The sequence below is a fragment of the Streptomyces sp. NPDC053750 genome, assembly GCF_044544295.1.
Classification (GTDB): Bacteria; Actinomycetota; Actinomycetes; order Streptomycetales; family Streptomycetaceae; genus Streptomyces.
Map to the genome: position 1 here is coordinate 35,100 of NZ_JBITXB010000016.1, position 14,107 is coordinate 49,206.

General features: G+C 73.9%; 16 protein-coding genes. 9 read left to right on the forward strand and 7 right to left on the reverse strand.

Annotation, left to right across the window (positions count from 1 at the left end; all coding sequences use genetic code 11):
- Positions 1-30: 30 nt before the first annotated feature.
- The 8 genes from ACIGO6_RS32660 to ACIGO6_RS32695 all read left to right on the forward strand — a co-directional run bounded on the left by ACIGO6_RS32660 (position 31) and on the right by ACIGO6_RS32695 (position 9,439).
- Positions 31-1,554: a S8 family peptidase gene (locus ACIGO6_RS32660; protein WP_399882641.1), complete on the forward strand. Its 1,524-nt coding sequence runs from the start codon at positions 31-33 to the stop codon at positions 1,552-1,554.
- A gap of 76 nt (positions 1,555-1,630) precedes the next feature.
- A complete protein-coding gene (locus ACIGO6_RS32665) occupies positions 1,631-3,190 on the forward strand; it encodes a CoA transferase (RefSeq protein ID WP_399882643.1) in 1,560 nt (519 codons plus the stop codon).
- Positions 3,191-3,322: 132 nt separating this feature from the next.
- Positions 3,323-4,330 (forward strand): CopD family protein, encoded by a 1,008-nt coding sequence (locus ACIGO6_RS32670; protein WP_399882645.1) that lies wholly within the window; start codon positions 3,323-3,325, stop codon positions 4,328-4,330.
- A gap of 150 nt (positions 4,331-4,480) precedes the next feature.
- Complete coding sequence (locus ACIGO6_RS32675; RefSeq protein WP_399882647.1) at positions 4,481-5,464, forward strand: DEDDh family exonuclease; 984 nt, start codon at positions 4,481-4,483, stop codon at positions 5,462-5,464.
- 89 nt (positions 5,465-5,553) lie between these two features.
- Positions 5,554-5,787 carry a hypothetical protein gene (locus ACIGO6_RS32680; protein WP_071528763.1) on the forward strand — a complete coding sequence of 78 codons (234 nt, stop codon included), beginning with the start codon at positions 5,554-5,556 and terminating at the stop codon, positions 5,785-5,787.
- A 206-nt stretch (positions 5,788-5,993) separates the two neighbouring features.
- A complete protein-coding gene (locus ACIGO6_RS32685; RefSeq protein WP_399882649.1) occupies positions 5,994-6,791 on the forward strand; it encodes an SURF1 family protein in 798 nt (265 codons plus the stop codon).
- A gap of 99 nt (positions 6,792-6,890) precedes the next feature.
- Complete coding sequence (locus ACIGO6_RS32690; protein WP_399882651.1) at positions 6,891-8,678, forward strand: glycoside hydrolase family 15 protein; 1,788 nt, start codon at positions 6,891-6,893, stop codon at positions 8,676-8,678.
- 5 nt (positions 8,679-8,683) lie between these two features.
- Entirely contained in the window at positions 8,684-9,439 is a 756-nt protein-coding gene (locus tag ACIGO6_RS32695; RefSeq protein ID WP_399882653.1) for an SDR family oxidoreductase, read from the forward strand.
- A 221-nt stretch (positions 9,440-9,660) separates the two neighbouring features.
- Here ACIGO6_RS32695 and amaP read toward each other — a convergent pair whose 3' ends face one another.
- From amaP to ACIGO6_RS32720, 5 genes are read right to left on the reverse strand one after another with little or no spacing between them, the layout of a single operon-like run.
- On the reverse strand, positions 9,661-10,248 hold the full coding sequence (gene amaP / locus ACIGO6_RS32700) for an alkaline shock response membrane anchor protein AmaP (RefSeq protein WP_399882655.1): 588 nt from the start codon (positions 10,246-10,248) through the stop codon (positions 9,661-9,663).
- Entirely contained in the window at positions 10,245-10,898 is a 654-nt protein-coding gene (locus ACIGO6_RS32705; protein WP_399882657.1) for a DUF6286 domain-containing protein, read from the reverse strand. The genes amaP and ACIGO6_RS32705 overlap by 4 nt, the downstream gene beginning before the upstream one ends.
- The gene (locus ACIGO6_RS32710; RefSeq protein WP_399882659.1) at positions 10,895-11,278 is read right to left on the reverse strand and encodes a hypothetical protein; all 384 of its coding nucleotides are present in this window, start codon (positions 11,276-11,278) and stop codon (positions 10,895-10,897) included. Before ACIGO6_RS32710 ends, ACIGO6_RS32705 begins: the two co-directional genes overlap by 4 nt.
- Positions 11,275-11,460: a hypothetical protein gene (locus ACIGO6_RS32715; protein ID WP_399882661.1), complete on the reverse strand. Its 186-nt coding sequence runs from the start codon at positions 11,458-11,460 to the stop codon at positions 11,275-11,277. The genes ACIGO6_RS32710 and ACIGO6_RS32715 overlap by 4 nt, the downstream gene beginning before the upstream one ends.
- A 41-nt stretch (positions 11,461-11,501) precedes the next feature.
- On the reverse strand, positions 11,502-11,987 hold the full coding sequence (locus ACIGO6_RS32720) for an Asp23/Gls24 family envelope stress response protein (protein WP_399882663.1): 486 nt from the start codon (positions 11,985-11,987) through the stop codon (positions 11,502-11,504).
- 86 nt (positions 11,988-12,073) lie between these two features.
- Here ACIGO6_RS32720 and ACIGO6_RS32725 point away from each other — a divergent pair, with 86 nt between their 5' ends.
- A complete protein-coding gene (locus tag ACIGO6_RS32725; RefSeq protein WP_399882665.1) occupies positions 12,074-12,796 on the forward strand; it encodes a nucleopolyhedrovirus P10 family protein in 723 nt (240 codons plus the stop codon).
- A 27-nt stretch (positions 12,797-12,823) separates the two neighbouring features.
- Here ACIGO6_RS32725 and ACIGO6_RS32730 read toward each other — a convergent pair whose 3' ends face one another.
- Together ACIGO6_RS32730 and ACIGO6_RS32735 are read right to left on the reverse strand one after the other, a co-directional pair.
- Positions 12,824-13,627, reverse strand: a complete 804-nt coding sequence (locus ACIGO6_RS32730; protein ID WP_399882667.1) for an enoyl-CoA hydratase/isomerase family protein — start codon at positions 13,625-13,627, stop codon at positions 12,824-12,826.
- A gap of 158 nt (positions 13,628-13,785) precedes the next feature.
- Complete coding sequence (locus ACIGO6_RS32735; RefSeq protein WP_003976983.1) at positions 13,786-14,007, reverse strand: helix-turn-helix domain-containing protein; 222 nt, start codon at positions 14,005-14,007, stop codon at positions 13,786-13,788.
- Positions 14,008-14,107: the final 100 nt, after the last annotated feature.

Here is a 14,107-nt window from a genome sequence, read left to right on the forward strand (position 1 = left end):
TCCCTCTCGAACGAACTGGAGACTTCGCACATGACTGTGCCCCACCCGCGTCACCGTCGTGCCCTCGCGATCCCGGCCGGCATGGCCGTGGCCGCGTCCCTCGCGTTCCTGCCGGGCGTTCCGGCGTCCGCCGCCGAGCCCGCTGCTCCGGTCACGGCCGAGGACGCGTCGTCCTCGCTCAGCTACGTCGTCAACGTCCGTGCCGGGCACGCTCCCTCGGCGCAGGTGAAGCGGGCGATAGCCAAGGCCGGCGGCACGATCGTGACGTCGTACGACCGGATCGGCGTCATCGTCGTCCACTCCTCGAACCCCGACTTCGCCCAGTCCGTCCGCAAGGTCCGCGGCGTGCAGTCGGCCGGTGCCACGCGTACCGCGCCGCTGCCCTCGGCCGCGACGACCGACACGGGCGCCCCGAAGGTGCTCAGCGGCAGGGAGGTCGCCGCCGCCGAGGCCGCCGAGGGCCAGGACCCGCTGCAGGGGCTCCAGTGGGACCTGCCCGCCATCAAGGCGGACAAGGCGCACGAGAAGTCGCTGGGCAGCGAGAAGGTGACCGTCGCGGTCATCGACACGGGCGTGGACGACACCCACCCGGACATCGCGCCCAACTTCGACCGGGACGCCTCCGTCAACTGCGTGTCGGGCAAGCCGGACACCACCGACGGCGCCTGGCGGCCCGGCGCGGCGGAGAGCCCGCACGGCACCCACGTGGCCGGGGAGATCGCCGCCGCCAAGAACGGCGTCGGCATGACGGGCGTGGCGCCCGGCGTGAAGGTGTCGGGCATCAAGGTGTCCAACCCCGACGGCTTCTTCTACACCGAGGCCGTGGTCTGCGGCTTCATGTGGGCGGCCGAGCACGGCGTCGACGTGACCAACAACAGCTATTACACCGACCCCTGGTACTTCAACTGCAAGAACGACCCGGACCAGAAGGCGCTCGTCGAGGCCGTCACCCGAGCCTCGCGGTACGCGGAGAAGAAGGGCGCGGTCAACGTCGCCGCGGCCGGCAACGAGAACTACGACCTCTCCTCCGACGAGATCACCGACCCGTCCTCCCCGAACGACACCACGCCCGGCGACCGGGTGGTCGACCCGTCCGAGTGCCTGGACATCCCGACCCAGCTGCCGGGCGTCGTGACGGTCGCGTCGACCGGCGCGAAGGGTCTCAAGTCGTCCTTCTCCAACCACGGTCTGGGCGTCATCGACATCGCCGCGCCCGGCGGCGACTCGACGGCCTACCAGAAGCCGGAACCGCCGGCCACCAGCGGGCTGATCCTCGGCACGCTGCCCGGCGGCAAGTGGGGCTACATGGCCGGTACGTCGATGGCGTCGCCGCACGTCGCGGGCGTCGCGGCGCTCATCAAGTCGACGCACCCGTACGCCTCCCCGGCGATGGTCAAGGCCCTGCTGTACGCCCAGGCCGACGCCACGCCGTGCACCAAGCAGTACGACATCGACGGCGACGGCAAGGTCGACGCGGTGTGCGAGGGCTCGAAGAACCGCAACGGCTTCTACGGCTGGGGCATGACCGACGCGCTGGACGCGGTGTCCCGGTAGCCGGTGCCGCCCACGTGCGGCGGGCCGGGACGGTCGACCGGCCCGCCGCACGGGTCGATGCCGCATAGTGCCTCTCATGGCAGGCATCGATGAAGTGTGGTCCGTGTTGGGCGGCGATCCCGCCCTGGTTTCCCGAGTGTCGGCCGTCGAGCGCCCCGGGGCGCTCGACGCGCGGCTTCCGGTACGGGAGTCGGCGCGGGCCTGCGTCGGCGCGTGCGCGCTGGCGGCGGCCGAGCTGGCGGCACGGCGGGCCGGGCTCGCGGAGGTGCCCGGGGTGCGGGTGGACGACGGGGCGGTCGCCGCGGCCTTCACCAGTGAGCGGCATCTGCGGGTCGACGGGCGGGAGCCGGTGACGTTCGCGCCGCTGTCGCGGCTGTGGCGGACGGCCGACGGATGGGTACGGACGCACGCGAACTATCCGCACCACCGGGAACGGCTGCTGGCCGCGCTGAAGGTGCCGCAGGACCCGGCGACGGTGGAGTCGGTGGCGTCGGTACTCGCCGAGCGGTCGGCCCGGGAGGTCGAGGAGGCCGTGTACGCGGCCGGCGGACTGGCCGTGGCGCTGCGGACGCCCGAGCAGTGGGCGGCCTGCGCGCAGGGCAGGACGGTGGCCCGGATGCCGCTGGTGGAACGTGGGCGGCTGGACGCGTCCCCCGCGCGCGTGTTCCCGTCGCTTCCCTCGACTCCCTCACCTCCCTCGCCCTCTCCCTCCGCTCCCCTGCTGCCCGCGGCCGGGCTGCGCGTGCTGGACCTGACCCGGGTCATCGCGGGCCCGGTCGCCACCCGCACGCTCGCCCTGCTGGGCGCGGACGTGCTGCGCGTGGACCCGCCGGGGCTGCCCGAACTGCCCGACCAGCAGGCCGACACGGGCTTCGGGAAACGGTCCGCGGCGCTGGACCTGACGGCCGACCGGGAGACGTTCGAGGAACTGCTCGGTACGGCCGACGTCGTCGTCACCGGGTACCGGCCGGGTGCGCTGGACCGGTTCGGGCTGTCCCCCGAGGCGCTCGCCGGGCGCCGGGCGGGGCTGGTCGTCGCGCAGTTGTCGGCGTGGGGCGCCGACGGGCCGTGGGCCGGGCGGCGCGGCTTCGACAGTCTGGTGCAGGTGGCCACCGGCATCGCCGTCGTCGAGGGAACGGCCGACCGTCCGGGGACGCTCCCCGCGCAGGCCCTCGACCACGGCACCGGCTACCTCCTGGCGGCCGGGGTACTGCGGGCCCTGACCGAGCAGTCGTACGAGGGCGGCAGCCGGTACGTCCGGCTGGCGCTGGCCCGAACCGCGGCCTGGCTGACGTCCGGCCTCCGGCCGGGCGGGGCGGGCGGCCTCCGGCCGGGCGGGACGGACGCCGACGACGCCGCGCACCCGGGACCGGAGCCCCGGCTCACCGAGCGGGGCAGCCGACTCGGGCGGCTGCGGCATCCCCTCCCGCCGGACTCGCTCACCGACGGGCCGCCGACGGATCGGACAGGCGCCGACGACGCGACGTTTACGGGGCCCGAGCCCTGGCTCGCCGAGCGGGACAGTCCGCTGGGGCGGCTGCGGTACGCCCTGTCGCCGGTCTCCTTCGCGGGCGGACCGGTCGACTGGGCCCGGCCGCCGGGGCCCTGGGGCGCGGACGCGGCGCGGTGGGTGTGACGCGTCACTCATCGCCTCCCCGGCCCCGTCGAACCGCCCGGCGACCGAAAACGTCCTCATGTACGGAATGCCGGACCACCGGTTCTTTTCCGGAACTTGCCCGGATCGGGAGGAACTGGTGAAGATCTTGAGGTGACCTTGACCAGACCCCCGTCCCGGACCGCCGACACCGGACGGCACGCGCGGCCCTCCGGTACCGGCCGCACCGTGGCCGTCCTCGTGCTGGTGGTGCTGGCCTCGCTGATACCCCTCCTCGGCCCGTCCCCCGCCCTGCACGGCACCGGGGAGGCCGAGGCGCCCGGCACCGGCGGCATAGCCCTGCTGCGCACGGTGCTCTTCGCGGCGCTGAGCGTCCCGGTCGGCGAACTCTTCGTGAACCGGCTGGCCCGGAAGCTCCCCGACGCTCCGGGGGACCACCCCCGCAGCTGGTCCCTGTACGCGGCCGTCGCCGGGTTCGTCGCCTCGCTGGGGCTGGCCTCGGTCGTGGCCACCGGCAACCTGGTGCCGGACAGCCTCGCCGCGGTCGACGTCGGCGGCCTCTACGAGTCCCGTGACGGCAAGCTCGCGCTGCTGGAGGTCAACGCGTTCCTCGCGGCCGGCCTGTGCGCCACCTCGCGCCGGCCGGGCCTCCAGATCTGGCCCCTGGCCGCCGTGATCGTCGCAGAGGCGCTGCGCGCGCACCCCACCACCGAGTACAGCCCGCTGATCGGCTCCGGTCTGACCCTCGTCCATCTGACGTGCGCGTCGCTGTGGGTGGGCGGGCTGCTGTACGCACTGCGGACCCTGCGGCAGTGGCGGGACGCCGCGGCGGGCCCGGCCCTGCTGGGGCTCTACGCGCGCGTGGCGGCCGTTCTGCTCGCGGCCATCACGGCGACCGGGGTGTGCAGTTCGCTGCGCCGGATGCCGGCGGGCACGATCACGGACCAGCTGACGGACACGGCGTACGGGCGGGTCCTGCTCGCCAAGGTGATCCTGGTGGCCGCCGTCGCCGCCCTCGCCCTGTGGGCCAGGATCCGGCTGGGCCGCGCGGCCGACCCGCTCGCCGCCTGCTCCCCCGCGCGCGCGGAGGTCGTCGCCCTGGGCGTTGTGGTCGCGGTCTCGGGACTCCTGACGGCGCTTCCGGTGCCGATCCGGTGGTGAGCGGCGTACGTCGTCAGCCTCGGGCGCGGTCGTGCGGACCGTCGTCCGGGCGGTCGTCCGGCACGAGTTGACGCGGCGGCCGGTTCCGCCGGCCGTGACGGGGCACCTGGCGGGCCGGGCTGTCGGTCCCGGGCCGTATCCTCATGGACCATGCTCGAAGACCGCACGACCACAGCGTCCGCCACGGTGTGGCCGACCGCGTATCCGCAGGGGTACGCCGTCGTTGACGTGGAGACCACCGGCCTGGCCCGCGACGACCGCATCATCTCCGCGGCCGTCTACCGGCTGGACGCCCGGGGCGAGGTCGAGGACCACTGGTACACCCTGGTCAATCCGCAGCGGGACCCGGGCCCGGTGTGGATACACGGTCTGACGAGCGACGTGCTCCGGGGGGCGCCGCTCTTCCCGGACATCGCCGAAGAGTTCGCGTCCCGGCTCGACGGGCGGGTTCTCGTCGCGCACAACGCCGTCTTCGACTGGCAGATGATCGCCCGCGAGTACGCGCGCGCACAGCGCGAGGCGCCGGTGCGTCAACGGCTGTGCACCATCGCCCTCTCCAAGGCGCTGGACCTTCCGCTGCCCAACCACAAGCTGGAGTCGCTGGCCGCGCACTTCGGCGTCGTACAGCAGCGGGCGCACCACGCGCTGGACGACGCGCGCGTGCTGGCGGAGGCGTTCCGGCCCAGCCTGCTCGCCGCGGCCGCGGCGGACGTACGGCTGCCGCTGCACGAGTGCCGGCCGCTGACCGAGTGGTCGGACCGGCCCGCGCCGCGGATCGGGCAGCAGGCGGGCTACGGCGGCCACCGGCAGACCAGTTGGCGCCCCTCCCGTAAAAGGCCCGCATGCCCCTATCCCAACCCGGGCCGGTACGAAGAGGGCAAACGCCTCAAGCAGGGCATGCGGGTCGCCTTCTCGGGTGACACCTCCGTCGAGCGGGACCTGCTGGAGGACCGCGCGACCGAGGCCGGGCTGCACGTCGCCACCAGCCTGTCCCGGCTGACCAGCCTGCTGGTCGCCAACGACCCGGACTCGGGCACGTCGAAGGTGGTCAAGGCGCGTCAGTACGGCACACCGGTGGTGGACGAGGCGGCGTTCGGGCAGCTGCTCGCCGACGTCGAGCCCGCGGACGGCTGAGCCGTACGTGAGCCGACGGACGGGTGATTCCGGGCGACTCGCCCGGCGCCCGCTCGCCCGCGTCGCGGCGACGGCCCACCCTGTGGCGCATGGCGACATGCGAAGTCTGCGGCAACAACTACGGAATGACCTTCGAGGTCCACGCCCAGGGAGCGGTGCACGTCTTCGACTGCTTCTCCTGCGCGATCCACCGGATGGCCCCCATCTGCGAGCACTGCCGGGTGCAGATCATCGGCCAGGGCGTCGAGGTCGAGGGCCACTGGTACTGCGGCGCCCACTGCGCCCGCGCGGAGGGGAGGGCGGGGATCGTCGACAAGGTCTGAGGCCACGCGTGACTGCCGGGCGAAACCGCCGTCGAACACCGCGCCGCGGCAATGACGTGGAACGTGCTCCCCGCCGATGCGGGGATGGTCCGCGGTAGACCCCACGCCGATACAAGTCGGTCGTGTGCTCCCCGCCGACGCGGGGATACGGACCCCAGCGGGACCCTCCCCCGCTGGGGTCGATCCCAGCAAGGTACCGTCGATGCGTGTACCGCTTCCTGTTGTCCCGCCAGTGGGTGATTCTCACGCTCGTGGCGCTCGCGCTCATCCCGACGATGATCGAGCTGGGCTTCTGGCAGCTGCACCGCCATGAGCACAGGGTCGCGCTGAACAAGGTGATCGCCGACTCGCTGGCGGCGAAGCCCGTGCCGGCCGAGTCCATGACCTCGCCGGGAGCGGAGGTGGAGGACGAGGACCTGTACCGCCGGGTGACGGCGAAGGGCCACTTCGACCGGGCGAACGAGGTCGTCGTACGCCGCCGCACCAACGCGGACGACCGGGTCGGCTACCACGTCCTGACCCCCTTCGTCCTCTACGACGGCAAGGTCCTGATCGTCAACCGGGGCTGGATCCCGTCGAACGGTGCGAGCCAGACCACGTTCCCGAAGATCCCGGCGCCCCCGAAGGGCGAGATCACGGTCACCGGCCGGCTGATGCCCGACCAGACGACCGCGGACAGCGGCATCAAGAACGTCGAGGGGCTGCCGGACCGCCAGGTCATGCTGATCAACAGTGAGCAGCAGGCCGAGCGCCTCGGCAAGCAGGTCCTCGGCGGCTACGTCGAGCTGACCGACCCCGAGCCCACGGGCGACACGCCCGAGCTGATCTCGGAGCCCGACCACGACAGCATCGGCAACCACATGGCGTACGCCGTCCAGTGGTGGCTCTTCGCCGCGGGCGTCCCGATCGGGTGGTTCGTCCTGGCCCGCCGCGAGGCACGGGACCGGGCGGCGCAGGACGAGCAGGAGGAGACCGCGGAGGCCGAGGAGCCCGCCACGGTGTAGCCCACGCGGTGTGGCCCGGGGTGTGGCCGGTACGGGGCCGCACGGGCGTCGCGCAACGGGATCCGATTGCTCCGCCCTCCGTCGGGAAGACGACATCCCGTGCACCCCCACATCGAGGACTACGCGCTCATCGGCGACCAGCAGACCGCGGCCCTGGTCGGCACGGACGGCTCCGTGGACTGGCTGTGCCTGCCCCGCTTCGACTCCGCCGCCTGCTTCGCCAAGCTGCTCGGCGACGAGGACAACGGGCACTGGCGCATCGCCCCCAAGGGCGCCGGACGCTGCACACGACGCGCCTACCGGCCCGACACCCTCGTCCTGGACACCGAGTGGGAGACCGAGGACGGCTCGGTACGGGTCACCGACCTGATGCCCCAGCGCGACCGCGCCCCGGACCTCGTACGCATCGTCGAGGGCCTGAGCGGTGAGGTCACCGTGCACAGCGTGCTCCGGCTGCGCTTCGACTACGGCTCGATCGTCCCGTGGATGCGCAGGTCCGACGGGCACCACGTGGCCGTCGCCGGACCGGACTCGGCGTGGCTGCGCAGCGAGCCCGAGGTGCGCAGCTGGGGCCAGGACTTCGGGACGCACGCGGAGTTCACGGTCGCCGCGGGCGAGAAGGTCGCGTTCGTCCTCACCTGGCATCCCTCGCACGAGCCGCGCCCGCCGCTGATCGACCCGTACGTGTCGCTGGAGCACAGCGTCGAGGACTGGCGGGACTGGGCCGCCCACTGCCGCTACGACGGTCCGCACCGGGACGCCGTGGTCCGCTCCCTGATCACCCTCAAGGCGCTCACCTACAAGCCCACCGGCGGCATCGTGGCCGCCCCCACCACCTCGCTGCCCGAGGAACCGGGCGGCGTGCGCAACTGGGACTACCGCTTCTGCTGGCTGCGCGACTCCACCCTCACCCTGGGCGCCCTGCTGTCGGCCGGGTATCTGGAGGAGGCCGAGGCCTGGCGCGACTGGCTGCTCCGCGCGGTCGCGGGCAATCCGGCGGACCTGCAGATCATGTACGGCCTGGCGGGCGAGCGGCGGCTGCCCGAGTTCGAGCTGCCGTGGCTGTCCGGATTCGACGAGTCCACGCCGGTGCGGGTCGGCAACGACGCGGTGAACCAGCTCCAGCTGGACGTGTACGGCGAGGTCATGGACTCGCTGTCGCTGGCCCGGCTGGCCGGCATGCACCCCCAGCCGCAGATGTGGGAGCTGCAGTGCGCCCTGATGAACTTCCTGGCCACGGCGTGGCGCCAGCCCGACGAGGGGCTGTGGGAGGTGCGGGGCGGGCGCCGGCAGTTCGTGCACTCGAAGGTGATGACCTGGGTCGCCCTGGACCGCGCGGTGCGCACCCTGGAGGAGCATCCCGAGCTGAGCGGCGGTGACCCGCACGGCTGGCGCGCGCTGCGCGACGAGGTGCACCGCGAGGTGTGCGAGCAGGGCTACGACCCGGAACGCAACACCTTCACCCAGTCCTACGGCTCGCGGGAGCTGGACGCCTCGCTGCTGCTCATCCCGCGCGTGGGATTCCTGCCCCCGGACGACCCGCGCGTGGTCGGCACGGTCGACGCGATCGGCGAGGAACTGACCCGGGGCGGCCTGGTGCGCCGCTACAGCACGGAAGGGGACCCGGTCGACGGGTTGCCGGGCGGCGAGGGGACGTTCCTGGTGTGCTCGTTCTGGTACGCCGACGCGCTGCACGCGACCGGCCGGACGAAGGAGGCCCGCGAGCTGTTCGAGCGGCTGGCCGGGCTCGCCAACGACGTGGGGCTGCTGGCCGAGGAGTACGACCCGGTGGCCGGCCGGCAGCTCGGCAACTTCCCGCAGGCGTTCAGCCACATCGGTCTGGTCAACACCGCCCTCGCCCTGTTCGGGGACGAGGGGGCAGGATAGGGGCCATGGATCTTGGACTGAAGGACCGGGTGTACGTCGTCACGGGAGCCACCCGGGGCCTGGGCAACGCCGCCGCGCGCGAACTGGTCGCCGACGGGGCGAAGGTGGTCGTCACGGGGCGGGACGAGAAGAGCGTCGCCGACGCCGCGGCGGCGCTGGGGCCGGATGCCGTGGGCGTGGCCGCCGACAACGCCGACCCCGGGGCGGCCGGCCGGCTGATCGCGACCGCGCGTGAGCGCTTCGGCCGCTTCGACGGTGTCCTGATCAGTGTGGGCGGGCCGCCGCCCGGGTTCGTCGCCGACAACACGGACGAGCAGTGGCGGGCCGCGTTCGAGTCGGTGTTCCTCGGTGCGGTGCGGCTGGCCCGGACGGCGGCGGCCGAACTGGAGGCCGGCGGCGTGATCGGCTTCGTGCTGTCGGGCTCGGTGCACGAGCCGATCCCGGGCCTGACCATCTCCAACGGCCTGCGGCCGGGGCTGGCCGGCCTCGCCAAGTCCCTCTCCGACGAGCTGGGCCCGCGCGGCATCCGTGTCGTCGGCCTGCTGCCGGGCCGCATCGACACCGACCGGGTGCGCGAGCTGGACGGCCTGTCCGCCGATCCGGAGGCGACGAGGGTGGCGGCCGAGTCCCGTATCCCGCTGCGCCGCTACGGTGCCCCGGAGGAGTTCGGCCGGGCGGCGGCGTTCCTGCTGTCCCCCGCGGCGTCGTATGTGACGGGCGTGATGCTGCCGGTGGACGGCGGAGTGCGGCACGGCTTCTAGGGGCCGGTCCGACCATTCCCGCCGTCCGCCCGGAGGGCGGGGCCCGCTGCGGCGATGGCGGTGCCCCGCGCGAGTTCGGTTCGCACGTGGGGAAGCATCCGATCGCAAGGCGCCGGAACCGCCCTCGATGGGGTCCCCCCGCTCGAGCGAAGCCGAGAGTGCGGGGTGGAGCCACGTGGGCGGTTCGGCAACGCGGCGTCCGCGGTGCCTGCGCCGCCCGGTCAGCCGACCCGTTCCGGTCGGTGGCGCACGCCGTGCAGGCGGACCTCGGCCGGGAGTGCCGCGAGGTGCGCCGAGTCGCGGGCGTGGGCCAGCGCGCCGGTGGTGAGCTCGTGCAGGGCGGTGCCGGGGTCCACATGGGGGGCCAGCAGCAGCCGGATGCGGGTCGACGGGGCGTGACGGCGGCCGGTGAGCCGGACCTTGGCCCGTTCGACCCCGTCGAGCCGGCCCGCCTCCTGGGTGAGGACGCCCTCCAGGGCCCGGCCGCGCAGCACAGCGCCCTCGCCGTCGCCGGTGTCGACGAGGACCTCGGCGAGCCGGCGGCGGCGCACCACGGCGACCAGCCACCACAGGGCGAGCAGCAGCAGGACGGCGAGCGCGGCGATGACGACCGGCCACCACCAGCCGGCGTCCCGCCACCGGGTCCGCTCGGCTTCGCCGAGGAGCACGTCGTGCGGCCCGTCGTGCAGCCACCAGGTGGGCGGGGAGGCGCCGAGCCCGACGGCGAGTACGGCGCCGCCGAGAGCGAGCAGGACCAGGCCCACGAGTCCGAGCAGCACACGGTCGACGGTCCTGAGCACCGCCCTCACCCCTTCCGTCCGGGCCGCGCCACCCGTACCGACACGGCGGGCGGGCGGGCCAGCCCCAGCCCACGTACCGCGTCGTCGAGCACGCCGGCCAGATCGGCGCGTACGTCGTCCAGTTCCCGGAAGTGCGCCAGCGCGCGGACGCGGGCCTTGCGCCGGCGCATCCGCACCCGCGCGGACCGCACCCCGGCGACCTCCATGGCCCGGTCGCGCAGCACCGTGGCGGCGGCGTCCCGCTGGAGTCCCGCGCGTACCTCCGGGTGGGTGCGCCGCATCGGCAGCAGCTTGCGCAGGCCCGGGGTGAGCGCCAGCACGACCAGCCAGAGGCCGAGGGCCGCGGCGGCGCCCGCACCGACCAGCACCCAGGTGTCGTCGAGGGGGCGTTCGGCGAGCTGCCGGGCCAGTTCGCTGCGCCATCCGAGGGCGTCCCGGCCGGTGCGCACGGCCACGACGTCGTAGAGGAAGGCGCCCGCGAGGAGCAGGAGCAGCAGGGCGACGACGCCCGCGGGGACGCGGCGCGCGGACCAGAAGCGGCGGTTCGGTCCGCCCTCGGCGTCGGACGCGGCCGGCCGCGGGGGTGCGGTACCGTCCGTCTCCTTCTCGAGGACGGGCAGTCGCCGGGTTCCGCCGTCGGTGTCCCGGGGCTCGCTCATCGCGTCCTCCCCTGTCTCGCGCCGTACTCCGCCGCCAGGTGCAGCCGCTCGACCTGGACGGCGACCTCCGGCACCGCCATGCCCACCAACCCGCGTACCCGCTGGACGACTTGGTGACGCACCTGCCCGCAGCGGGCGCCGATGTCGCAGGGGTAGTCGAGTTCGAGATGGACGCGGATGCGGGCGTTGTCGTGGTGGACGACCACGGTGGCGTACGGACGCGCGGCGTCCGGGTGGAGCGCGCCGACCGCCTCGCGGGCCGCCCGGGCGGCGACCTTGGCGACGACCCGGTCGGCGATCCGCGTGGCGCCGCGCTCGCCCGGCGGCACGACGGTCAGGGGTTCGAGGGGCTCACCGCCCCCACCGCTCACGCCCGTCACCGCCGCCGGTCGTCGCGGGTGCGGAAGAGGTCACCGAGTTCCATGTCCCCCTCCAACAGGCGGCCGACGACGAAGCCGACGGCTCCCAGGGCCGCCACCAGCAGGAAGGCACCGAACCCGCCGAAGTAGCCGGCGAAACCCAGCGCCATGCCGGCGATCATGCCGACCACGGCCATGCTCATGGTGCGCTCCCGTCAGTCCGTACTCGTGTGTCCTGCTCGCGTCACTTGATCCGGGGCTCCGGCTCCTCGTCCTCCTCGTCGGGCAGCTTCACGTCGCTCACCGCGATGTTGACCTCGACGACCTCGAGTCCGGTCATGCGCTCCACCGCGGACACCACGTTCTCCCGCACGTCCCGGGCCACCTCGGAGATCGACACGCCGTACTCGACGACGATCTCCAGATCGAGCGCGGTCTGCTTCTCGCCGACCTCGGCCTTCACCCCGCGCGTCACCCCGGACCTGGTCCCGCCGGGCACCCGGTCGCGCACGGCGCCGAAGGTGCGCGCCACTCCGCTGCCCATGGCGTACACGCCGACGACGTCCCGTGCGGCCATACCGGTGATCTTCTCCACGACGCCGTCGGCGATGGTGGTCCTCCCCCGGGTCCCGGGGTCCCCGCCGCCGCGCCGGCCCGGCTGGGCCCTGACCGACCCACCGGTCTCGGCGGTGTCCTGTCCGGTCCTATGGGTCTCCGTCATGTCACTCATCGCGGCACGTCCTTCCGGTCGTCGTTCTACGACCACCGTAAGCACGGTTGCGCCGTTGCGCGCCGGGGATACGGCAGGCTGGAGGAATGACGACGGCGGACCGGTGGACGCGGACGGTGCGGGAACAGTTGCGGCTCGGCAGGCTTCTGCCGCTGGGCGGCCCGGGTGACGGCGCGTGGATCGCCGAGCGGGCGGCGCGCGAGGTCCTGCTCGCCGCGGCCCGGGGTGTGGCCGGCGCACGTCCGGAGGGCCTGCGCATCGGGCTCGCCGATCCCGGTCGGGCGGCCGAACCGGCCGTGCCGCCACCGCCGAGCGCCCTGCCGCCCGGCCCGCTGCGGGTGACGGCCGACTTCGCGGCGACGCCGGCCCGGCCGTTGCCGGAGACGGCCGCCGGGCTGCGCGCCGCGCTGGTGGCGGCGGCGCGGGAGCTCGGTCTGGCGGTGACGGACGTGGACCTGCGGGCGACGGACCTGCTGGAGGCCGCCGCCACGGCCCCTCACGAGGGGCCCCCTGGTCGCGAGCCGCGGCCCGCCCCGGCCGTCGACCGGGGACAGGGGGACGAGGGCCGCGCGGCCGACGCCGCACTGGCGGTGGCGGGCGTGGCCGGGCTGACGTCCGTACTGGGCCGTCCGGTCGACATCACGCGGTCGCCGCAGGAGTCGGCCCTGCCCCGCCGCCATGTCCGGGTGGAGCTGGCGGTGGCTGCGGACCACCGGGCCGTGGAGGTCGCCCGGCGGGTCCGCGCGGCGGTGTCGGACGCCCTGCCCGACCGCCCGTCGGTGGCGGTACTGGTGACGGCGGTCGGCTGAGCGCCGGCCGACGGGCCCGCGCCCGGGTTACTCCCCGAGCCCGGCCAGGTCGCGAAGGCGGCGTGCCTGTGCGGCCCGCTCGGCGGCGCGCTGGGCCTCGTAGTCCCGGCCCTGGGCGCCCTGGAGCAGCGCCTTGGTCTCGACGACCGCGTCGCGCGGCGCGGCCAGGACCGCCGAGGCCAGGTCGCGTACGGCGCCGTCGAGCTGGTCCGCGGGCACGGCGAGGTTGGCCAGGCCGGAACTCACCGCCTCCTCGGCCATGACGAAGCGCCCGGTCGCACAGATCTCGAGCGCGCGGGCGTATCCGACCAGGGACACCAGAGGGTGGGTGCCCGTCAGGTCCGGGACGAGACCGAGGCTGGTCTCGCGCATCGCGAACTGCACGTCGTCCGCGACGACGCGCAGGTCACAGGCGAGGGCCAGCTGGAAGCCCGCCCCGATGGCGTGCCCCTGCACGGCGGCGATCGACAGGATGTCGCTGCGCCGCCACCAGGTGAACGCCTCCTGGTACTCGGCGATGGTCGCGTCCAGCTCGGCGTCGCCGCCTCGGGCGAGGTCGATGAACGACGGTTCGCCCTCGAAGCCCTCGGGCGTGAAGGCCTGCCGGTCGAGCCCGGCGGAGAACGACTTGCCCTCGGCCCGCAGTACGACGATGCGGACGGAGCCCGGCAGCTGCCGGCCGGCCTCGGCGAGCGCCCGCCACAGAGCGGGGCTCTGCGCGTTGCGCTTGGCCGGGTTGGTCAGCGTCACCGTGGCGATCGCGTCGTCGACGGTGAGCCGCACGCCGTCCTTGTCGAGTGCGGGACCAAGGGCGTGAGCGGGCGAAGCCATGGGGCGCCTCCGAGGGGTGCGGTCGTCGTCCCCGCCGTGCGCCGGCTTTCGTGCCGGACGACGGCAGAGCTAAGTGACTGCACAGTAACCACCCGGACGGTTGAACGACCGACCGGGTGACCACCTTCACCTCCGGAGTCGAGGGGCCGCCCGGAGCATCAGGCCGATGTGGCCTTTTTGCCCCGGGTCGCCCCGCCACGCCCTCGCAGCGTGACACCCGACTCACTGAGCATGCGGTGCACGAAGCCATACGAGCGGCCGGTTTCCTCGGCCAACGCCCGGATGCTCGCACCGGCGTCGTACTTCTTCTTCAGGTCTGCCGCGAGCTTGTCGCGCGCGGCGCCGGTCACCCGGCTGCCCTTCTTCAGAGTCTCGGCCACCCGTGCCTCCTCAAGGGAAGTGCGCTCTGGTTCTCCTCATGATCACCCCTCCAGGGCCTCATGGCCACCCATTCGGCAAGGTCGATGAGACAAGGTTGTG

Coding starts and splice junctions, on each gene's coding strand:
- ACIGO6_RS32675 (WP_399882647.1), top strand. CDS start 4,481: ATGCTCGAAGACCGCACGACCACAGCGTCCGCCACGGTGTGGCCGACC.
- ACIGO6_RS32720 (WP_399882663.1), bottom strand. CDS start 11,987: ATGAGTGACATGACGGAGACCCATAGGACCGGACAGGACACCGCCGAG.
- ACIGO6_RS32705 (WP_399882657.1), bottom strand. CDS start 10,898: ATGAGCGAGCCCCGGGACACCGACGGCGGAACCCGGCGACTGCCCGTC.
- ACIGO6_RS32730 (WP_399882667.1), bottom strand. CDS start 13,627: ATGGCTTCGCCCGCTCACGCCCTTGGTCCCGCACTCGACAAGGACGGC.
- ACIGO6_RS32695 (WP_399882653.1), top strand. CDS start 8,684: ATGGATCTTGGACTGAAGGACCGGGTGTACGTCGTCACGGGAGCCACC.
- ACIGO6_RS32725 (WP_399882665.1), top strand. CDS start 12,074: ATGACGACGGCGGACCGGTGGACGCGGACGGTGCGGGAACAGTTGCGG.
- ACIGO6_RS32660 (WP_399882641.1), top strand. CDS start 31: ATGACTGTGCCCCACCCGCGTCACCGTCGTGCCCTCGCGATCCCGGCC.
- ACIGO6_RS32665 (WP_399882643.1), top strand. CDS start 1,631: ATGGCAGGCATCGATGAAGTGTGGTCCGTGTTGGGCGGCGATCCCGCC.
- ACIGO6_RS32715 (WP_399882661.1), bottom strand. CDS start 11,460: ATGAGCATGGCCGTGGTCGGCATGATCGCCGGCATGGCGCTGGGTTTC.
- ACIGO6_RS32680 (WP_071528763.1), top strand. CDS start 5,554: ATGGCGACATGCGAAGTCTGCGGCAACAACTACGGAATGACCTTCGAG.